At 38.0% G+C, this 21,010-nt stretch carries 26 protein-coding genes; all 26 read left to right on the forward strand.

Features of this window, described 5'->3' with window-relative positions; translation table 11 throughout:
• Nucleotides 1-28: 28 nt before the first annotated feature.
• A complete protein-coding gene (locus MHH37_RS06600; protein WP_342575497.1) occupies nucleotides 29-499 on the forward strand; it encodes a hypothetical protein in 471 nt (156 codons plus the stop codon).
• Nucleotides 500-546: 47 nt separating this feature from the next.
• Nucleotides 547-2,043 carry a phage portal protein gene (locus MHH37_RS06605; protein WP_342575498.1) on the forward strand — a complete coding sequence of 499 codons (1,497 nt, stop codon included), beginning with the start codon at nucleotides 547-549 and terminating at the stop codon, nucleotides 2,041-2,043.
• A 4-nt stretch (nucleotides 2,044-2,047) separates the two neighbouring features.
• The gene (locus MHH37_RS06610; protein ID WP_342575499.1) at nucleotides 2,048-3,175 is read left to right on the forward strand and encodes a phage minor capsid protein; all 1,128 of its coding nucleotides are present in this window, start codon (nucleotides 2,048-2,050) and stop codon (nucleotides 3,173-3,175) included.
• Between the two features lie 105 nt (nucleotides 3,176-3,280).
• Entirely contained in the window at nucleotides 3,281-3,889 is a 609-nt protein-coding gene (locus MHH37_RS06615; protein ID WP_342575500.1) for a hypothetical protein, read from the forward strand.
• A 17-nt stretch (nucleotides 3,890-3,906) separates the two neighbouring features.
• A complete protein-coding gene (locus MHH37_RS06620; protein ID WP_342575501.1) occupies nucleotides 3,907-4,857 on the forward strand; it encodes a phage capsid protein in 951 nt (316 codons plus the stop codon).
• Nucleotides 4,858-4,875: 18 nt separating this feature from the next.
• A complete protein-coding gene (locus MHH37_RS06625) occupies nucleotides 4,876-5,169 on the forward strand; it encodes a HeH/LEM domain-containing protein (protein WP_342575502.1) in 294 nt (97 codons plus the stop codon).
• The gene (locus MHH37_RS06630; RefSeq protein ID WP_342575503.1) at nucleotides 5,169-5,549 is read left to right on the forward strand and encodes a hypothetical protein; all 381 of its coding nucleotides are present in this window, start codon (nucleotides 5,169-5,171) and stop codon (nucleotides 5,547-5,549) included. Before MHH37_RS06625 ends, MHH37_RS06630 begins: the two co-directional genes overlap by 1 nt.
• Before the next feature lies 1 nt (nucleotide 5,550).
• The gene (locus MHH37_RS06635; RefSeq protein ID WP_342575505.1) at nucleotides 5,551-5,892 is read left to right on the forward strand and encodes a putative minor capsid protein; all 342 of its coding nucleotides are present in this window, start codon (nucleotides 5,551-5,553) and stop codon (nucleotides 5,890-5,892) included.
• Complete coding sequence (locus MHH37_RS06640) at nucleotides 5,892-6,218, forward strand: minor capsid protein (protein WP_342575507.1); 327 nt, start codon at nucleotides 5,892-5,894, stop codon at nucleotides 6,216-6,218. The genes MHH37_RS06635 and MHH37_RS06640 overlap by 1 nt, the downstream gene beginning before the upstream one ends.
• On the forward strand, nucleotides 6,219-6,641 hold the full coding sequence (locus tag MHH37_RS06645) for a minor capsid protein (RefSeq protein WP_342575508.1): 423 nt from the start codon (nucleotides 6,219-6,221) through the stop codon (nucleotides 6,639-6,641).
• Entirely contained in the window at nucleotides 6,641-7,099 is a 459-nt protein-coding gene (locus MHH37_RS06650; RefSeq protein WP_342575509.1) for a phage tail protein, read from the forward strand. Before MHH37_RS06645 ends, MHH37_RS06650 begins: the two co-directional genes overlap by 1 nt.
• Before the next feature lie 60 nt (nucleotides 7,100-7,159).
• Complete coding sequence (locus tag MHH37_RS06655) at nucleotides 7,160-7,549, forward strand: hypothetical protein (RefSeq protein ID WP_342575510.1); 390 nt, start codon at nucleotides 7,160-7,162, stop codon at nucleotides 7,547-7,549.
• A 5-nt stretch (nucleotides 7,550-7,554) separates the two neighbouring features.
• The gene (locus MHH37_RS06660) at nucleotides 7,555-8,133 is read left to right on the forward strand and encodes a bacteriophage Gp15 family protein (RefSeq protein ID WP_342575511.1); all 579 of its coding nucleotides are present in this window, start codon (nucleotides 7,555-7,557) and stop codon (nucleotides 8,131-8,133) included.
• A gap of 151 nt (nucleotides 8,134-8,284) precedes the next feature.
• Nucleotides 8,285-11,659, forward strand: a complete 3,375-nt coding sequence (locus tag MHH37_RS06665; RefSeq protein ID WP_342575512.1) for a hypothetical protein — start codon at nucleotides 8,285-8,287, stop codon at nucleotides 11,657-11,659.
• Nucleotides 11,660-12,472 (forward strand): phage tail family protein, encoded by an 813-nt coding sequence (locus tag MHH37_RS06670; RefSeq protein WP_342575514.1) that lies wholly within the window; start codon nucleotides 11,660-11,662, stop codon nucleotides 12,470-12,472.
• 10 nt (nucleotides 12,473-12,482) lie between these two features.
• Nucleotides 12,483-14,426: a glycosyl hydrolase family 28-related protein gene (locus MHH37_RS06675; protein WP_342575516.1), complete on the forward strand. Its 1,944-nt coding sequence runs from the start codon at nucleotides 12,483-12,485 to the stop codon at nucleotides 14,424-14,426.
• A gap of 99 nt (nucleotides 14,427-14,525) precedes the next feature.
• Nucleotides 14,526-15,569 carry an acyltransferase family protein gene (locus MHH37_RS06680; RefSeq protein WP_342575517.1) on the forward strand — a complete coding sequence of 348 codons (1,044 nt, stop codon included), beginning with the start codon at nucleotides 14,526-14,528 and terminating at the stop codon, nucleotides 15,567-15,569.
• Between the two features lie 36 nt (nucleotides 15,570-15,605).
• Nucleotides 15,606-17,306 carry a prophage endopeptidase tail family protein gene (locus tag MHH37_RS06685; protein ID WP_342575518.1) on the forward strand — a complete coding sequence of 567 codons (1,701 nt, stop codon included), beginning with the start codon at nucleotides 15,606-15,608 and terminating at the stop codon, nucleotides 17,304-17,306.
• 10 nt (nucleotides 17,307-17,316) lie between these two features.
• A complete protein-coding gene (locus MHH37_RS06690; RefSeq protein ID WP_342575519.1) occupies nucleotides 17,317-17,679 on the forward strand; it encodes a hypothetical protein in 363 nt (120 codons plus the stop codon).
• A 71-nt stretch (nucleotides 17,680-17,750) separates the two neighbouring features.
• Nucleotides 17,751-18,104, forward strand: a complete 354-nt coding sequence (locus tag MHH37_RS06695; RefSeq protein ID WP_342575521.1) for a hypothetical protein — start codon at nucleotides 17,751-17,753, stop codon at nucleotides 18,102-18,104.
• 178 nt (nucleotides 18,105-18,282) lie between these two features.
• Entirely contained in the window at nucleotides 18,283-18,681 is a 399-nt protein-coding gene (locus MHH37_RS06700; protein ID WP_342575522.1) for a hypothetical protein, read from the forward strand.
• Nucleotides 18,682-18,692: 11 nt separating this feature from the next.
• On the forward strand, nucleotides 18,693-18,953 hold the full coding sequence (locus MHH37_RS06705; RefSeq protein WP_342575523.1) for a phage holin: 261 nt from the start codon (nucleotides 18,693-18,695) through the stop codon (nucleotides 18,951-18,953).
• 107 nt (nucleotides 18,954-19,060) lie between these two features.
• Nucleotides 19,061-19,819, forward strand: coding sequence for an N-acetylmuramoyl-L-alanine amidase (locus MHH37_RS06710; RefSeq protein WP_342575524.1), 759 nt, complete (start codon nucleotides 19,061-19,063; stop codon nucleotides 19,817-19,819).
• 111 nt (nucleotides 19,820-19,930) lie between these two features.
• The gene (locus MHH37_RS06715) at nucleotides 19,931-20,233 is read left to right on the forward strand and encodes a hypothetical protein (protein WP_342575525.1); all 303 of its coding nucleotides are present in this window, start codon (nucleotides 19,931-19,933) and stop codon (nucleotides 20,231-20,233) included.
• Between the two features lie 127 nt (nucleotides 20,234-20,360).
• Nucleotides 20,361-20,585, forward strand: a complete 225-nt coding sequence (locus tag MHH37_RS06720) for a transcriptional regulator (RefSeq protein ID WP_342575526.1) — start codon at nucleotides 20,361-20,363, stop codon at nucleotides 20,583-20,585.
• Nucleotides 20,578-20,949: a hypothetical protein gene (locus tag MHH37_RS06725; RefSeq protein WP_342575527.1), complete on the forward strand. Its 372-nt coding sequence runs from the start codon at nucleotides 20,578-20,580 to the stop codon at nucleotides 20,947-20,949. Before MHH37_RS06720 ends, MHH37_RS06725 begins: the two co-directional genes overlap by 8 nt.
• The last annotated feature ends 61 nt before the right edge of the window (nucleotides 20,950-21,010 follow it).

Below are 21,010 nucleotides of genomic sequence, written 5' to 3' on the forward strand. Positions count from 1 at the left end.
CTTACAAATATTGTAAGGGGTGGTTTTGTTGTTAACATTTTTTTTATTTTTACTAGGGGTTGGCTTATTACTCTATTTAATTTACTCCTTTTTAACTGTGAATGCCGAACCTACACCATATACGTTTAACAGCAAAAAACATATGCAAAGTATAACATCCGATATTTATACATTCGAAAAGATACTTAAACAAGGACCATATTTATATGATATTGAGAGTTCGTTTTTTAGGTCGATAGATAGTGCTATTAAAACTCAAGTGATAACACGCAGTGAATTGCTGGACATTGAAACAAAAGTAAGAAATTTTAAATTTGAGTATGACCAAATATATAAAGCTCGATTAAAAGATTCGGATAAAAATGAATTATTTAAAGAGCTAGCGTCAAAAATCATTAGATATTTCGAAGGGTTAATCTCAGTGTTAAATAATAAGGTCGTTAATTCCTCTAATGTAGCTGTTAAAGATGAAATTAAAAGAAGAATAGATAAATTATAACGATTACCCTAGAGGTAATCGTTTTTCTTTAGGAAGTAGGTGAAACCATGTTCGAAGGAATCAAAGGCTTTATACGGAAAGTAGGTGTGAAATTGAAACTGATTAAGCAATTGGAAAGTGTGACGGACCATAAAAAGGTATCGTTACCCGAGGACTTTTACAATGATATTATTAAATGGCGTGAGATGCACAAGGGTTATCTGCCCGAATTGCACGACATGGCCTATCGCACAATTGAGAAGGGCGTTCAAACTCGTACAATGGCGACACTGGGCATGCCAAAAGTAATTGCAAATGAAATGGCATCCTTAATTTTTAATGAACGTTGCGCTATCAGCGTATCGGACGATGATTTTGATACGTTTGTTGAGGATGTATTTAAAAATAACAAATTTTACGGCAATTTTCAGCAATATCTTGAATTTATGTTCGCTCAGGGCGGCATGGTCGTTAAACCGTATGTAAAAGACGGACAAATTAAATTGTCATATGTGACAGCAGACTGCTTCCTTCCGATTAGTTGGACAAATACCAACATTACGGAGGGTGTTTTTGTTTCGGAGATTAAAAAACAAGGTAAAACCTACACTCACTTAGAGTGGCATACGTTTGAGGGTGCTGAATACGTCATTAAAAACGAGCTGTATGAGAGCGCGACAGGTGTTGACTTAGGGACAAAGGTTGCTTTGTCTATCCTGTTCGATGATTTAGAAGCAGAAGTAAGGCTCAATAATGTTAAGCGTCCTTTATTCGCTTATTTCCAGCCGGCCATCGCCAATAACATTGACAGTACTGTTCCATTGGGTGTTTCGGTTTACGCTAATTCTTTTGATACAATCAAAGCAATTGATATAGCATTTGATTCGTTCATTCGCGAATTTAGATTAGGGAAGAAGCGTATTTTAGTTCCTGCTCACATGGTTAAAACTGTCCTGGATCCTGAGACGCAAAAGTTTCACCGTTATTTTGACCCGTCGGACGAAACGTATGAGGCATTTAGCGATGGCAATATGGATAGCGACAAAATACATGACATATCGGTTGAATTACGCGTTGACGAGCACATTGCAGCTATCAACGCTTTTTTAAATATCTTGGCTATGCAGACTGGCTTTAGTCCGGGAGCATTTACGTTTGATGGAAAAAGCATGAAAACGGCTACTGAGGTAGTAAGTGAAAATTCTAAGACATTCAGAACGAAGCAATCACACGAAAACGTTGTTGAGCAAGGCATTACCGATTTAATTGAGTGTATTGGCGTTGTTGCTGAATTATATGAGTTATATACGCCACCAGCTGAATACGATGTGACCGTTACTTTTGACGATTCAATTGCCCAAGATAGACTTGCAGATATTAATGAGCAGATTTTACTTGTCAGCTCGCGCCTGCAGTCGAGGCTAAAAGCAATTATGAAAATTCATGGATTGACCGAAGAGGAGGCTATTCTGCTAATCGAGGAAATCCAAAAAGAGGAATTGTCCGGCCAACCCTCTTTACAGCAGCTACAAAAAGAATCCGTATTATTCGGTCAGAGGGAGTGATTAAATGGCAGGTCCAGTCATTACCCCCTATCAATTTAACGAATACACCTCACAGATCAGTGATATTTACGCAGCTTTAGAGGACGAGTTATTCCGTCAGATTGCAAATCGATTAAAAGCACCATCTGAGCAAGGAAAAGATTATGTATTGCAGTGGCAAATCGATAAGATGAAGCAGTTACGCATGCTCAATCAAGAAACCATTAAAGCATTGGCTGAAACAACTGGGCTCGCTACTGAAATGATTGAGGATATATTTCAAGATGTCGGTTATAGCTCTATTGAAAGTATTGACCAACAGTTGGCAAAAGCAAAATATGAACAAAAGCCATTGCCTACTGATATTGACAATGTACTTGAATCGTATGTAAAACAAACATTTCGCGAGATTGATAATTTCGTCAATCAAACGCTTATTACCACCAATTACGGCGAGGGAACAGTCACTCGGATGTACCGTAAAATCGTTGAGGAAACGACAGCACAGGTTTTAGCAGGTAACAAGACCATTAACCAGGTTGTTACGGAAACAGTGATTAAGTGGCAGCAGAAAGGTATTGAAACAGGCTTTGTCGATAAGGGAGGGCGCAACTGGTATCTTGAGCATTACGTGGACACGGTCATTCGTAGCACAGTCAATAGAACCTATAATGATTTACGCTTGTCCCGGATGGAAGAGTACGGCGTGGATCTTGTTCTTGTTAACAGCTATTCAAATGCTCGTCCGTCTTGCGCCAAAATACAGGGCGGTATCTGTTCCATGAGCAATCCTTCAAGCAACCCAGAATATCCGAGTATTTATGATTTCGGCTATGGAAAGCAGGACGGGATTCGAGGTATCAATTGTAGGCATATTTTGTACCCCTACGTTGAGGGGATCAATGAAAACAATCAGATACAGGTCGATGAAACGAAAGCTAATGAGGAATACAAACTCATGCAACAACAGCGTTATTATGAGCGCCAAGTTCGAGAGGCAAAGCGTGCTTTAAATTTGGCTATGGTTACAGAGGACGAGGAAACGGTTTCCAAGTTCAAAAAGAAAGTAAGAGAGCGTCAGGGCAAGGTTGCTGAGTTTGTGGCAGAGCATGGTTTAACAAGACGTTATGACAAAGAGAGAGTAATTACATGAAATTTAAAAATTGAGTCGTAGCAATACGGCTTTTTATTATGTCTTTTATACGTTCGACGCTATAAAGAAACGTAAGTACATTATCCATTATTGGAGGGCTTATAAATGTTAGAACAAATCAAATTACTCGTTTTATTAAACTTACAATACTTTGCCGAGGGAGAAGTTACTCCACCACCAGGCGAAGGGGAACAACAGCAAGAACAGCAACAGCAGGAGCAGAAAGATGAAAAAACATTCACACAAAAGGATGTAAATAATCTCATTAAAAAAGAAACTGCTCAGGCAACCGAAAAGCTATTAAAGTCACTCGGCTTTGAAGGTTTCGAAAATGCGAAAGATGGCATTACGAAATTTAAAGAGTGGCAGGATTCACAGAAAACGGATGCTGAAAAGCAAGCCGCTGCACTGGAACAAGCAAGTAAAGATTTAAAAGCAACGAAAGCTGAAAAGGAAACACTTGCTGCTCAATTAACCGCATTAAAATTTGATGCTGCCCCAGAGAAGTTAACGGATTTAATTGTGTTAGCGAAAACTCGCGTGACTGAAGAAGTGACGATGGATGAAGCGCTAAAACAAACTTTAGAACAGTATCCGGATTTTAAAAAGCAACAACAGCAAAGCAAACCATCGTTTAGCGGTGGTCAACACGTTCCACCGGCAGGCAACGGCACAGACGATCCGTTCGCTGCTAAATTAGCAAAATATAAATAATCGGAGGGATTTTATCCATGGAAATTAAAAAACAAGAGTTATTCATTCAATTACCATCATTACAATTCTTTGCTGCAGGTGACAACAACGATCAACCTGTACGTATTTATCAAAAGCAATTCACAGAATTAATGACAGCCGTATTCCGAAAGCAAGCATATTTCGGGCGATTCTTCACAGGCGGGTTACAAGCATTGGATAGCATTTCAAACAATGCGACTGCTTTTTCTGTTAAGACATCAGATATTCCGGTAGTTGTAGGAACATATAACACTGATCCAAATGTTGCGTTTGGCTCAGGTACAGGAAATACAACTCGATTCGGTGAACGTACAGAAATTATATACGTTGATACTGACGTACCGTACACATGGAAATGGAAGTTCCACGAGGGTATTGACCGTCACACAGTAAATAATGATTTCAATGCTGCCATTGCCGATCGTTTGGATTTACAAGCGCAAATGAAAGTAAATGAATTCAACCGTCACCACGGTGCATTTATTTCTTCTGTTGCAGGTAAAACAGAAGCGTTAACTGCCTATACAAATGATTCAGTATTAGCGTTATTCAATCGTTTAGCAGCATACTACATCAATATCGAAGCGGTTGGAAATAAAGTGGCCGTTGTTACACCTTCTTTATACAATGCAATAGTTGACCATCCGTTAATGACTACGGGCAAAAACTCTCGTACTAATATCGACAACAATGAAGTATTCCGTTTTAAAGGCTTTGAAATTCAAGAGTTGCCGGAATCTCTTGCTCAAACAGGTGAAGTAGCTTATGTATTTATTGATGGAGTAGCAAAAGCGTTCACAGGCATTAATACAGCACGTACATTTGAATCTGAGGACTTTGACGGGGTAGCATTACAAGGTGCTGGTAAAGCCGGCGAGTATATTCCAAATGACAACAAGAAAGCTGTTGTTAAAGTCACAGGTCCAGTAGAAACGCCAGTAGGCTAAGAAGGGAGCAAATAGAAAATGCCAAAATTTAAAGTAACGAAACCATTCATGGATGTTCATTCGAAAGAAGAATATACCGAGAATCAAGAAATCGAAATGTCAGTTGAACGATCTATTGAAGCTGCTACCAATTTAGCGAAATTTGGTGGTGGCTTTTTTGTAGCTGTTGAAGATGAAACTCCACCAAAAACACCTAACGATTTAACAGTTGCAGAGTTGAAGGAAGAATTAGAAAAACTAAACATCGATTATCCTTCAGATGCTAAAAAAGCGGAACTATTAGCTTTATTCGAGGGGGCAGGTGAGCAGTAATGCCTTACCTAACTTATGAGGAATATAAATTTTGGGGCAATGCTTCTGGAACTGAAGAGGCATTCCCGAAATTATTACAGAAAGCGAGTGATGTGATTGATAGCGCCACTCGCGCTTTTTATCAATTCAATGATATTAACATGGACGTACCTTATCGACGAGAACAATTCAAAAAAGCAGTTGCGGCTCAAATTGATTATTTTGACGATATGGGGGCGAATACAGCTCATGGGTTGTCTAGTATTCAATCCGTTACAATCGGGCGTACATCGATTTCTGGAAAGGCTAGCGCTAATGTAGAGAACAACATCTTATCAAGTGATGCGCTGATGTATTTACAATACACTGGCTTACTATATAGCGGTGTGAGGTGTTGTTAATATGCGAGCACCACCGATACCAAAGATCATGTTACCTCATACCATTGTTTATCGGGCTTATAATGGCACGGATGATTTTGGAAGCGCAACTTATGGCAATCCAGTAACGATTGAGCGAGTGCGAATTGATGAAACAACCGTCTTTAGTCGTGATGGTACACAAACTAGAATCGTCGCAAATGGTGTGATTTTTATAGATGCGGTCAATAGCACGCCTTTTTTGAATTTCGAGGAGCAATCACTTGTTATTTTTAATAGGCGGGAGTTGGTTGTTCAAAAAGCCATTCCTTGTTATCAGCCTTTTAGCGCCGATGTTCACCATTTCGAACTGGAGGTGTTGTAATGGCGAGAATTAAGGTATCAAAGAAACTCACCGGTGTTGGTGTGCGAATGAATGAAATGACACAAAAGGGGCAGCGTGCGTTTGTTAATCAGGTCTATGCTGATGCTAATCGTTATGCGCCGATGCTTAGTGGCGATTTACGCAATCAATCTAGTATTGCTATTGATGGTAAATCGATTATTTGGCACGTCCCGTATGCTCGCCGTCATTATTACAATCAGAAGGTGAACTATACGACACCAGGAACCGGCCCGAAATGGGACCAAAAAGCAAAAGCAATTCATCTGGAAAGTTGGGAGCGCGTTGCAAAGGCGGCGATGAAATAAATGGAACTGGATTTCTTATTGAAACTGAATCAATACATCAACAGTCAAAGGTTAACTGGGAGCTCTTTAAGCAAACCGTTAACAAGTCAAATCGGATTATTAAAAGATGATGAAAGTATGAGTATTATGGCGATGCCTGGGGGCGCGCAGGTCGTGTTTATGAATGGAGATAGGGAAAAGGCTTATCAAGTACAAATAAACGTCAAAAGCAAGCGTCAGGACATTTGTATGAATGCTTTAAATGTCTTGTCTAAAAAACTTGAAAACTTGACGGATCTACCATCATCCAATAACTCATACGAATTTCAAGAAATAGTGATTACCTCATTCCCTTCTTTCCTGCAACAGGACGAGCAAGGGTTTTTTATATGGGTGCTATCCATAAGCGCCGAATTAACTATATTTAAAGGAGTGGTTGAATAATGGCACGTAACAAAAACGCCTTAACGAGACATTTTATTGCGGAATTAACAGAGGGTGAAGTAGCGCCAGACTACAAACGCTTGGCTCACCGTATCACAGCCGTGAATGATGCATCCGATGAAACAACAGAGGAATACGCATACTATGATGGCGATGGCACACCGACAACAGATATTGAGACGGTTAGAAAAGCTTATGATGTGGAAGGGCAATTGGATTTAGATGATCCGGCTCAACTAATTGTTTACGGTAAAGAGTTTGAAACAGGTGACGGCCGACGCGTTATGTATAAACAGGAGCGTACAGACGGCACGATTTTAGAAGGCACAGCAGTTATTTCAAATATTGTTGTGGCTGGCGGAGAAGCATCTGACTACGCACCTATCACATTTACAATCGGATGGGAGAACAAACCGTCTATTACAGTAGGTTCAACAGTAGAACAACCAACAGGATAACGAACGAAGGGGCGCACAGTAGCGCTCCTTTTTAATTACTTAACATAAGGGGGATTACACATGGTAATCAAAATTAATACAACACAAGCAGGTATTCCAGTTGAAATTGGGGAGTTAAAGTTTACTTTTGATACATCAGACGATGGGTTGGCAAAATTAGCGGAAGCAGCTGAGACTTTCACAGAGGATCTTTCTAAAATCAAAGGTAATGATATTAAAGTAACGAAAAAGGCTTTAAAACGTGGTTTTGAATTTTTATTGGGTCCATCCTCATTTGACCAAATTTATGAACAAACATCTTCAGTTATGCAATGCATCAACATTTTAGAGGAATTATGCTACTCATTGACAGCTGAGCTGCAGGCAACAGGTAACAAATTTACACAGCAAGAAAAAGCCGAGCATTATCTAAAGCAAAAGCAGAAGAAACAGAAAAAACGTAAGAAGTGATCCGTATGTTCAAGCTAAATGAAGAACTTGTTGAATCCATCGAAATCAACGGGAAAACATACAAAGTGGATATGTCGTTTGATAATATATTGAATCTCACTGAAATGCTGAGCGATAAGGATTTAACGGACGAAATGCAAATATTGCTTGGCATCAAGATGTTGTTTGATGAACCGTTAGACATGCCGATTGATGAACAAGCAAAGGTTTTCTTTGAGGCTTATCAAGCCTTAATCGGTAACGATGCAAACAGAGACCTCGAATATGACTTGCTCGGCAATCCAATGCCACGGCAAAACGAGGAAGAATCGGAGCAGTTATATGACCTGCAGCAGGATGCTGAATACATTTACGCAAGTTTTATGCAGGATTATGGCATTGATCTAATCGAGCAGCAAGGTGAATTGCATTGGTATAAATTCAGAGCATTGCTTGCCGGTCTGAGCGATAACACCAAATTCAAAAAGGTAATTGAAATACGTCAGATGCCATTGCCAACCGGAAAAAGTAGCAGTAAGCAGCGGGCAGAAGTTGAAAAATTAAAGAGAGCTTACGCGCTTAAAAATAAGGCGGTGAGCGAATGAAAGAAGTCAGATGCATTAAATGCAATCGAAAGCTCGGCATGCTGGAAGGTAAAGCAGAAATCAAATGCACACGATGCAACACTATAAATAAAGTCGAAAAATAGAGGACCACCGAGTCCCATGAGCGGTTAGCAAATGGGAGGTGGTCTTTTTGGCGTCAGATGGGTCAATTGTAGTTGATGTCTTGCTTGACGATGGCTCCGTCGCAAAAGGCGTAGCAGACATAGGAAAAGAATTTGATGGGCTGGATAAAGCGGGTTCCAGTAAGTTAAAAAGCTTAGGAAGTGGTTTTAAAACACTGGCTTCCGTCGCAGCAGTTGGTGCTACTGCCATTGTAGGAGTAGGTGCGGCGGTCGGAGGTTTAGCGGCTCCGTTAGTGCAGGCAGCAGCAGGTGCACAGGCAATGAATGCTCAATTTGGGCAAGTGTTCGGTGACTTACAAAAACAAGCGCAATCAACAATTAATACATTAGGCGAAAACTTTGGTATGATGCCTGACCGAATCAAGCCTGCTTTTACCCAAATGACTTCAATGTTTAAGGGGCTTGGTTTAGACACAAATACGGCAATGGCTGAGGCAGAAAAGGCAGTTACAGCTGTAGCAGATGCGGCAGCCTTTTATGACCTGTCATTTAATGATGCGAACTCAGCACTTAACTCCTTCATCAAGGGTAACTACGAGGGCGGAGAAGCAATAGGGTTATTTGCCAATGAAACACAAATGGCTAGTTATGCAATGAAAGAGGGACTAATTGGCGCTACAAAAGAGTGGGCCAGTCTCGATGAAGCAACTAAACAAGCCACGCGCCTTGAATATGCGCTTGCTATGCAGAACATGGCTGGTGCTACTGGACAGGCAACCCGTGAATCAGACAGCCTTGAAAACCAATTAGGAAACCTTAATCAAGCATGGGAGAACTTAAAAGCACTACTCGGTGCACCTTTACTGGAACCGGCTATCCAAGGTATTAAACTGTTAACGGGTGTTATACAGAATTTCGATACTGCACCATTTTTGACGGCGTTCGAACGAATAAAGACGGTTGTTTCAGAAGTAGTCAGCACGATAAGAGAGTACTTTGACCAGGGGCTTTCAAATTTACAGGCTGTGTGGGAAGCTCATGGAGAAACGATTCTAAATACAGTTCAAACAGCCTTTGATTTTGTGGTTACACATATCAAAAATGCTCTTGATGCCATTGTACCGTTTGTTCAGGAACAGCTAGCTAAATTACAGCAATTTTGGACGGAAAACGGCGAGCAGATTGTTCAAGCTGTCACGAACTTTTTACAAGGGGCAAAAGCGGTCTTTGATTTTGTATTACCTGCTATCCTTGCGGTTGTTGAGTATATTTGGAATGCAATTAAAAATGTGATTACCGGAGCGCTCGATATTATTATGGGCGTAGTTAAAGTGTTCAGTGGTTTGTTTACAGGCGACTTTAGCAAGATGTGGGAAGGTGTAAAACAACTCTTCTCAGGTGCCATTGATTTAATCATGGGCTTGATGTCCTTATCGTTTGTCGGCGGCATTCGTACCCTCGTAACCAATTTAGCGAAAACCTTTATTAATACAATTAAGACAAAATGGACTACTGTCGTTAGTGCATTCAAAACATCAACTTCAACTGTAATTTCAACAGTTAAAACATGGTCTAGCAAAGTCATCAATTTTGTAAAAGATTTGGTTAAGAACTTTAAGAATAAAATTATTGAACTGAAAAATGATGTTGTTAAAAAGTTCAAAGAAATTAGTAGCGATGCAATTGGAGCAATCAAAGACTTACCAGGTAAGATGCTTCAGATTGGTAAAGATGTAGTCGGTGGGTTAATTAAAGGTATCAAGGACGCTCCGGGTAAAGTAGTTGACGCAGTAAAAGGAGTAGCGGATTCTGTATTAAATGCGTTTACAGGTAGAACTGGTTTTGATACCCACTCTCCTTCAAAGAAAACAACAGAAATCGGTAAGTTTGTTGGTCAAGGCTTAGTGAAAGGTATGGAATCAACTAAGAAGGAAAATGAAAAAGCGGCGAACGACTTATCTAAAGTTATCCTTAATGTGACCAAAAAAAATAGTACCGAAGTTTCGAAAATAGCAGCAGAAGCTGAAAAAGAACGCACAAAAATTCAAAAAGACCATGCAACTAAACGCAGCAACCTAAAAAAAGTGGATGCGAAAAAGATTCGTGAACTTGAATCAGATATGCATAAAAAGCTAACAGATATTAATACCAAAGCTTCGGCAGACATTGCTAAAAAAGAAGGGGAGCTTTCTAAACAAAAGCTTGAAGCAATCCAGCAGTTTATTGAGGGCAAAAAGAAATTAAACGAACTTAGCTTAATCGATGAAGCTGAATATTGGCGTACAGCTTATAAACAGTTCAAAACCGGTTCCGAGGAATTCGTAACTTTACGCCAGACGTATCGAGATAATGTAAACCGAATCAACGATGCTATCACATCGAAAAATGAAGAATATTTAACAAAGGCCAAAAAAATTAATGATGATTTAATAAAAGGCGAGGAAGAACAGAATAAGAAATATAATGATGCGCTTGAGAGCCGTTACCAAACAATCTTAGGTTATTACGGTTTATTTGATGCAGTAACAAAACAGGATCCTGTCTCCAAATTAGATTTAACTTTAAACCTACGAGACCAAGTGATGTCGCTACAAGATTGGGCAATTCAATTAGAAGCTCTACGCAAAAGGAATTTATCAGCGGGCTTGGTTGATGAGCTGGAGTCTATGGGTCCTAAAGCAATTGAACAATTGCGCGCATTAAACTCGATGACTGATAAAGAACTAAAAAATTATCAAAACTTGTACCAACAAAAATCGAGAATAGCTAGAGAAACAGCTATTAAAGAATTAGCGCCGCTAAAACAGGAAACACAAGTTAACATACAGGCATTGCGTGATGCAGCTAATGTCGAATTAACACAATTAAATACAGATTGGCAGAAAGCAATTAAGGACGTTATCGGCGGGACGGAAAAGCAATTTAAAACGCTCCATCAAGTCGGTAAAAATGCAGGACAAGGTTTACTAGATGGTTTATCCAGCATGCAACCGGCACTGGCAAAGAAAGCGAAAGCAATTGCTGAAACGGTTAAGAGTACCATTCAAAAAGCACTGGATATTCACAGTCCGAGCCGTTGGATGCGAGATTTTGTCGCGGGCAATATGGCAAAGGGCTTTACAATTGGTGTTGATAAGAATGAATCGGCATTACTGAAAGCTGCTGCTCAAATGGGTGAGTACTTGAAGCCGGAACTTAATATCGTCAATCCATTGAGAGACGTAAAGTTAAACCTTGGGTTAGATAAGCCATCTACATCAACAAGCAATATTTCTAATGTTTATAATTACGGCCAGTCACAAGCAGATCCGCCACAAATAGCAATACAACCGGCCCCGATTTTCTTGGATGGTCGAAAAATTGCGGATGTAACGTTTGAGGCGGTTTCGGTTAATCAAGGCAACAATTTAGCGATTAGAAGCATGGTTAAGGGGGTGCGATAAATGACGTTAATACTCATTAAGCAAGATGGCACTCGCTACAACTTGCAGGAGTTAGGGATTCGGGTTGTTGAGTTTGAGCCGGAATCCTTAAATGTACAAAATACAGTACAGGACATAGCAGGCGGCGGATATATCGTAACGGATGCCAGTTATGGACCTCGTTATATTAATTGTGAACTACAGATTCAAGGGCAGGACTTAACCGATTATGCTTTATTTAGAGCGGAGGTATTCGCATTGTTTACAAATCTGGAACCGTTCTATGTAATCGATACAAAGGTACCGAGCAGGCGTTGGTATGTTCGCTCTGATGGCAGTTTCTCTTTAGTAAAGAAGAACAAGAGAGGCAATTACGGTCTGAAATGGTTATGCGTCAATAAATACGCAGAATCGATTGCGACCACCAGCTCTGTAAAAGAATGGGATGCTGATGTCTGGGCGTGGGATGGGACGATTAGTTGGGACGAGGATTTACAGTACACTTTTAGCTCCAATGATTTTACCGTGAAAAATTTAGGGAATGCCCCGATTGATCCGAGAGAGAACGAGCTTGAAATTATTATTAAAGCGACTGCAGTAAGCTACTTGCAAATTACGAATAACACAACAGGCGAGACGTATCGTTTCAACGGTCCTTTGTCTGCAACAGATACATTGGTTATAAAAGGTGTACGGACGCTGAAAAACGGTATCAGTGCCTTTAGAAACACCAATTTCAAATTGCTAACAATAGTAGTCGGAAATAATAATTTTACAGTCACAGGCGGCACTATACAAAGTGTCGCTTTTAATTTTAGATTTTTATATAAGTAGGGGTGATAAAATGGAGAATTTATATAACGTTGATTCACCGATTGATCGCGAACGTCGGAAAAATATGAACGATACGTTCGGGGATATTTTACGTCGATTTAATAATTTACAAATGCAAATCAATATTCTTAGTGGTGATTCCTCGGTCGAAGATGTATTAACTGAATTAACTAAAGCAATAGACAATGCAAATGTTACCATCGAAGATATACAGGCAATGGCTGAATTGTACGAAGCTAAATTAACTGAAATTGAAGCTGTAATTATTAACGCTAACAACGCTACATCGGAAACGATAGATGCTATTAGTGATGCAAGAGAAGCTATTTTTGACATTAACAATCTAATTGCGAGTATGAGATATAAAGGTGAATATGACTTTTCGTTAACTTATTACCCGAATAATATTGTTAGGTACGGAAAAAATTCGTACGTGTCTTTAAAGGAACAACAAAATGTACCACCAGATGACGATGGAGTTAATTGGCAACTTATTGCAATGGGAGGAATTGACGGTACTGGGGCAGTAAGTACTGTAAATAACATTGAGCCTGATGAAAATGGAAATGTTAAGTTAGAGTTTCCCACAAAACAAGAATTTATAGAATTCGATAATAGAACAACTAACAATTTAGCGCAACGTGTAATTAACGTCAAATCCCCACCACCACCGTTAGTTGCGGCTATAGGAGATGGGGTTAAAGACGATCAGCCTGCTATTCAAGCGGTCATTGATTACGCAAATATCAATGGATATAATGTTTATTTTCCAGCAGGTGTATATCTTTTAAATAATACAGTTAAACGTAAAGGTAGAGTAAGTTTATACGGACAAAATATGATGAACACTGTTCTTAAATTCTATAAAAGTTCCGGCGGGACGATTATCGATACTGCAAATGAATCACTACACGGAGTTACCATAAGCAATTTTAAATTTATTAAAGATGCGAGTGTCGGGGGAACTGTTACTGGTATTTTAGGGGGTAGTACGTTAGCGAATTACAACTCGGCAATTGGAACCTTCGAAAGACTATACTTCGAAGGTTTATATGCAGGTATTAGAGGAAATGCAGAACCGGCAGGCGTTGGAATTTTTGATTGTCTATTCAATGATATATTCGCATCGAATTGCACTGTTGGTATTCAGTTTGAAGGTAGTGGTAACACTGTGAATCATCCTCGCATCGTTTTATGTGATGTAGGTTTTTCTTACAACTATTTAAACAGTGAAAGTTTCGCGGGTGTCAATGTGAATGGTGGTATCTTCGTACAGAATGGCTATGATATAACCATTCCTGATTTAGACGGAACTAGACCTTGCAGTTTTAACGGCACATGGTTTGAACAATCGACTTACGGTATGGTTAATATACCTAAAGTAAATACGAAATTAATGTCATTTTCTTTTAGAGATTGTATGTTGTCGACTAACTCAGTTGATTTCGCTCTATTGAGTTTTCGTAATGCAACGGGTCCGATATCCATAGATACTTGTACTATAGCTCAAGTTTCGAACTCTTCTATTGCACTTATTGCCCCAACAAGCGCGAGCGGATCATTTGAAGTTAAAAACAGTTTAGAGATACTTACAACAGGCGTTAGAAGGATATTGAATTATACAAAGGATTCTTCTTGGAAAACAGTAACGCTAAACAACGGGTGGGTGAATGTTGGCGCTACTACTGTTACGAAGTATTGTAAAACTGCAGATGGTGTGGTTCATTTGCAAATCGGGATGAAGGATGGAAATGCAAATAATTCCATATCTATAGGTCAATTACCGGAAGGTTTCAGACCATCACAAAGTGTTAGGTTTTCTGTTTACAATATTACCGGAGCGAAATTAGTCAATATGTTTGTCGATAGCATTAATGGCAGTATTGTTATTTCTGGAGAAGGTCATACTACTGGTGTTTGGGCTGGGTATGTATCATTTAAAGTTGATGCTTAATCTATTCCTTAATTGAAGATATACAAATAACTTATGGTAATTTTATATAAAAAGTGGTATAAAAAGGAGGGTTTGGTATGTGAAAAGGAGTTGCGTAACGTGCAAAACAAAGAACACTTCAATTGGATTGATATACTAAAGGGATTAGGAATTATTTTAGTGATTATGGGACATCAAAGGTTGTCGCCAGAATTATTGAATTATATTTATCTTTTCCATATGCCTTTATTCTTCTTTATCTCAGGATATTTAATGAATATTAGCAAATACAATTCAATAGGGCATTTGATAAAAAAGAAATCCAAAACATTGTTAATTCCCTATATCACTTTTTCTATAATCTCTATAATTTGTTATAGCGTCATCGGCCAAGTTGATTTAGATGCTAGTGCAACCTTGCAAAGTTTCATTGAAGGGAAACGAAATGAAATTTTTTACAATGTTCCCCTTTGGTTTTTAATTGGTCTATTTGTTATAGAGATAATGTATTACGTTCTTAAAAAAGTAATCAAAAATAATGGATTACTATTAGTCGTGATCATAATTATTAATTTCATTTCAGTAGTAATTTTAAAAGTAATAGAAGCGCCAACTTGGATTTGGAGTATTGATACAGCAATGTATTATTTGCTTTATTATCAATTAGGTAATCTATATCGAATTTACCCTATTAAATTAGCTGATTTGAAGAAAGTTAGTAAAGTAGTAGCCGGTCTCTTTGTATTTATATGTATCTCTCTAAATTTAATACTATTATTAAGTCCAGACTTAATATATTTCGTATATCAATATGTAAATACAGAGAGAGTATTTTTATTTATCTGGTTAATAATATGTGCAATAGCTGGTATTACTACATTTGTTTGTTTATCTAAATTCATTCAAAAATCCGAAAGATTAGAATATATCGGTAAAAATTCACTTATTATCTTCACCTTACATTATCCTATAGGGATTTGGGGATTAGATATGCTAAAAGTGCAATTGCAGATAGATATTATACACTCTAATATCCTGTCAATAATAGAATTATCAATTATATTATTAGTATTATTGCCAATTGTAAAAATTATTAACACGAAATTCCCTATTTTATTAGGAAAAGGAAGAATATTAGAATCTACCCGAAATGTTGAGAAGTAGTGAATAGTATATTTTTATAACAAAGAAGGTGATAACTTGTTTTACGTCACTAGTTTAGATGGCTCGCAAGTTGAGCCTTTAATCAATATCGGCACCGATTTTAAATTGGAGCAATCAGTAGACGGCACTTTTACAGTGTCGTCTTCTTGTTTTCCTGGCGAAAACAATCCAGGCTATGACCTGTTGAAATCAGAAACGGTTATTACAGTAGAAAACAATGACTTTAAAGTAAAGCAGTATCGGGATAGCGTCTATAGCAAAAATATTACAGCTCTATCTATATTTTTCGAACAATCCAAAACACAGCGGCACGGTATTTTTAGTGGCAGCCATACGTTAAATAATCAACTAAATTTTGTTTTAGCTGGCACTGGATGGACGTTTACTGTAGATAGTTCAATTGCCAATATTACAAATTACATTACGGACTTCGGTAATGACAATATTGTTTCGCTCGTTAATAAAATCTGTAAATACCATGCGTGCGAGTATCAGATTTTGCCGAATAACCGATTGCATTTTGCAAAGGAAATAGGTCCTGATGAAGATTACCAGTATCGCTATAAACATAATGTAAGTGATGTTGTGTTAATCGAGGACTCAACAAATCTTTACACATATATTAAAGGATTTGGCGCAGATGGTTTAGAGGTTGATTATACTTCGCCAAACGTTAGCGTATATGGATTCAAAGAAGCCCCACCAATTCGCGATGATCGCTTTAAAGATAGGGCGGCCTTGCTAAATTATATTAAAAACTCCTTGAAAGACGTTCCAGACTTAGCAATAGAATCAAAAATACCTGAGTTGACTAATCGGGCTATCGGTGAGCGTATATGGTTGATCTACGAGCCACTGGGTATTGAAATACAGACACGTATATTAAAGCAAACAAAGGTATTACGCAATGGAGAACTTGTTACTGAGAGTGTTGTATTCGGCAATACGTTAATTCAGTCTTCCATCGATATATTGGTCGAGCAGCAGGAACAGATTGACGAAACCAACAGAGTGATAGAGAAGGCGAAAGATGAATATCGTAGTGCCATTACACAAACTGAGGGGCGTATTACGCTTGAGGTTGAGCAGTTAAATACGTCAATTGCTCGAGTGGACATTAAAGCCAATCAGATACAATCGACAGTTAGCAGTCAGCAAAGCACCTTAGATGCTTTTGGGAATCGTATCAGTAATGCAGAAAGCTCGATTACTCAAACGGCTTTTGAAATTACTCAAAAGGTATCGTATACCGATTATAACGGTAATGAAATTGCATCCAGAATTAATCAATCGGCAACAGCCGTTTTAATTGAAGCAGAACGCATTGATTTTGTAGGTCAAATTTTCGGACAAGGTGCAACATTCTCAGGTGATATTCAGACAACGCAAAATGTAATGGTTGGGAACAATTTAGAATTAGGCTATCCAGGAGATACAAGCTATAAATCGATTACATTCAATTTCTTTTCGGAAATCTATAGTAATGGTGATAGCTTAACAATCCATTCAAACGATATTTCCTTATGGGGTGATACCTCATTTTCTGGATCCGTTGACTTTGGTGGGGCATACGTCACAGGACTAGGAAATATCGATGCAGCAACACTAGATGGGTATACGTATCAAGATTTTGCTTTTAGCGACACGATGGGCTTAGGTTTCGGATATAGTAGTTCATCTAAACGCTTATATGTAAGGCTTTGGGGCACTGACCAAGGCTATTTAACTTTATCTTAGGAGGGTACAAATGAAGAAAATATTTCTATTAACAAACGAAAATGTATTAGTGGGGATCAGCGGTGAGGTGGATTTAGAAAAGTTGAAAAAGCTCCTTAATTCAAATACAACGGTTGTTGCACGCATCGGACAAAAGGTACTGAATAAAGGCAAAATCTTTGCTATCCGTTATACTGAAGAACTCAATTCAACTGATCATAATTTAGCTATTACCATTGCTGATAAAACATTCAATTTAAATGTAGATGATTATGACAAAGCATTGAATGATATTGAGCAGAGTGCCAATAAAGAGGAATTTGTACTGATTGGGGATTTATTATTTTCAAGGAAAGTATTTATATCCGCAGAAGAAACGCAGTCAATCGGCTAGCGTTATTTTTTATGCCGTAAAAGGATATCCTCCTATTTTGTCGAATTGAGTAGATAAAGGAGAGGTTCATTATGAAACAAATAGTTGACGTTAAAGAAGGGCTATCTGTTGTACATCAAATTATAGAAGATATAAATGAAGAAATCGGTATAGCTCAAAAAGAAATTATACAAACTGAAAATTTATTAACAACTTTAATTTCCATAGTAAATTCAAATTCTCAATCTCAGTTAATTCATGATGAAAGCATTCATTTCTTAAAAGTAAATTTAGAAAATTTGAGAGAAGGAATTAATAAATTAGAGGGTAAATCTAAATCGTACTCATTAATTTTAAATCAACTTCGAGAGTTTTATAAAAAACAAAAGGAAAACAATATGTCAGAAGTTCAAAGAAAAGCTAGAGAAGAGCTTAGAATAACTTAAGAGAGTACGGTAGCAAGCTCAACAAATATTGGCCCTCCACTATATCGTGGGGGGCTTTTATATTGCTTTCTCAGACGAATCGAAACGTACACCAGTGCCCAAAATATAATCTTGATGCGTCTCACAGCACACAATTTATACACACTTTTATGTAGCAAACAGATTGGGGGAAATAGGGATGCCGGAGGTGACATCCATGCAAGAAGCATTTAAAAAAGTGGGTGAACACGATGTAGCGATCAATCAAAACATCTTACCACGAATAGAAGTACTTGAAAAAGAACATCTAGATTTTAAGCAGGAAATGACAAGTTTTAAAGCAGAAATGACCAATCTGCAAAAAGGGCAAAAAGATGTGGAAGTAACGGTCATGAAGGACGGTAAAGAAACGCGCGACCTGCTCAAACCATTTGCTGAACACGCACTCAAACAAATGGAATTCGACGCAAAAGCGAAGCAAGAAATTGCCATAAAGAAATTGGACAATAAAGATAAAGCAACAGTGGCATTATACGGTGCGCTTGGCAGCGGTGGCTTGGTTACAGTTATCGCAGGATTCTTAGCTTTATTTAAATAGGAGGAATTTATATGAAAATCAATTGGAAAGTACGTATGCAGCACAAACAATTTTGGGTGTCATTAATAGCTTTACTCATTGTACTCGCTAATCAAATAGCGGGTATTTTTAATGTGGATATTACCATATATAGCGAGCAAGTTACAGGGATTTCAGAAACTGTACTAATGATACTGGGATTAATGGGTATTGTCATCGATCCCACAACACCCGGTGCATATGATAGCTCACAAGCTTTACGTTATAAAAAATTAAAAAAGGATGGTGAGTAACATGGAATGTGTTGTTTGTTGTAAGGACATAGAAAATCTTAACGTATTCAATGGCGAGCCAATGTGCAAAGAATGCTATCACGCACCGGAAAATGAGGTGTTTACGGATGAGTAAAAAGATATTTATTGACCCTGGACATGGCGGTCAAGATCCTGGAGCGATTGGAGCAAAATCCAGAGAAGCAGTAAATGTTTTAAAAGTAGCTCTAGCTTTAGAAAAGAAATTAATCGCACAAGGATATGAAGTAAGGCTATCGAGGCGCACTGACACGTATCTTTCACTTACACAGAGGGCTCAACTAGCAAATACTTGGGGTGCAGATATATTCTTATCATTGCATGACAATAGTGCAGTAAACCAGACCGCAACAGGTTTCGAAACATTTATCTTTAATGGTCAAATAAGTGCCAATACAATAAAACTGCAGCTACATGTGCATAAAGCTATCGTTTCAAAGTTAGGACTTCGTGACCGTGGTATGAAACAAGCGAATTTTGCTGTTATCCGATTAACTAAAATGCCTGCTGTGTTAATTGAATACGGTTTTATCAGTAATTTAGATGATGAAAAAATCATTGCTTTTGAAATTGAAAAGCAAGCACAACTAACATTTGAAGGGATTAACAATTACTTTGGTGTTACTACAATTACTCCGAAGCCACCAACTGAAAATACTAACCCGACAGGAGATGATGAAGTCATGTTGACAGAAACAGGACGCAATGAAATTAGAGCATTGTTAAAGAAAGCGCGAGATAAAGGTGTCATAAGTGCAGATGCGCATACAGATGCAAAAATTAATCAATATAGTGATGTGCAGCTGCTTAGCTATCAAGCTGCAGTAATTAATCGAACTTTTGAGTGAATCCAAAGCCCATTACCATAATCGGTAGTGGGCTTTTTTGTATAAAAAATTACATATTTTATGAAACTTTATTCTTTTAGAAACGTATTAATGGAAAAAGGAGGAATATATATGATTCTTATTGTAGAAGAAATTGATACTACTAACCAAGCAATTGAAGTGGTGAAAAATTTAGGGAATGTGGTGGGAGAAATAAAATCAGTCGAACACCGTCATACTCTAAAAACACCTAATTATGAAACAAAATTAATTGGAACAGACGGCGAGATATTAATAAAGGGAGGTTTTTCTTCTGGATACCCAGGAGAAGGTCCGAGAGGGTTGAAGAAAGTATTGATTAACCTTGGCTTCCCACCAGCACAAGTTGAAGAAAAAGTATATGGTTCAGAGAAAAGGTTTGTACTCACTAAATAAAATACAGCCCGTTATCTTTTGTGATAGCGGGCTTTTTTACGTTTAGATTAAATTATCTGTAAAATTTTCCTGTATAAAAACAGGAACATTTGTTCTATAATAAACAAAAAAGAGTGGGGTGTTGTTTATGAAGGAGCAGATTAAAAAGTCAATGCAATACAACCAAATCGTAGATATTATATACATGGCCAAAGATAATACGCTTACAAAGCGTCGCATTAAATTAATTAAAATCGCTGGCGATACAGTGCAAGCTTACTGTTTTACTCGACATGCTAAACGAACATTTAAAATAGACAATATTTTAGCGGTATATCCAGTAATCAGTAAAGTGAGTGGACTAAATGCATAAAGAATTCATGGGGCTTAGCGATGATATTCATCGGTACATTGTACTGGAATTATTCTTAAAAACACTGGAGCGTGACAGAGATCACATATCGCATCTAAAAATGAAAGATGTAGTCGAAGAATGGTATAACTCAAAAATTAATGAAACCTTTCAGGAATTTAAAAAGTTAAGGGACTTCTTATATAAGAAAGGATGTAAAATCGATAAGCAGAAATCTGATGAAATGATGACATACTATTTCATATTATTTAGGGGATACGATGAAACGAGAAGTTACAGTAATATTGCCCTGAGGAACTGGGTGAGCGAAGAAATGAAACGATTGCTCGGAATGAAATATCTGACACCTGCGGATAGACAGTAATCTGCTTGTCGAATTATGCGATAATGCTCCTAAAAAGAAAGTTTCGGATATTCACTTCCTT

Origin of the sequence: Solibacillus sp. FSL K6-1781 (assembly GCF_038630735.1) — a bacterium.
GTDB classification, from domain to species: domain Bacteria; phylum Bacillota; class Bacilli; order Bacillales_A; family Planococcaceae; genus Solibacillus; species Solibacillus silvestris.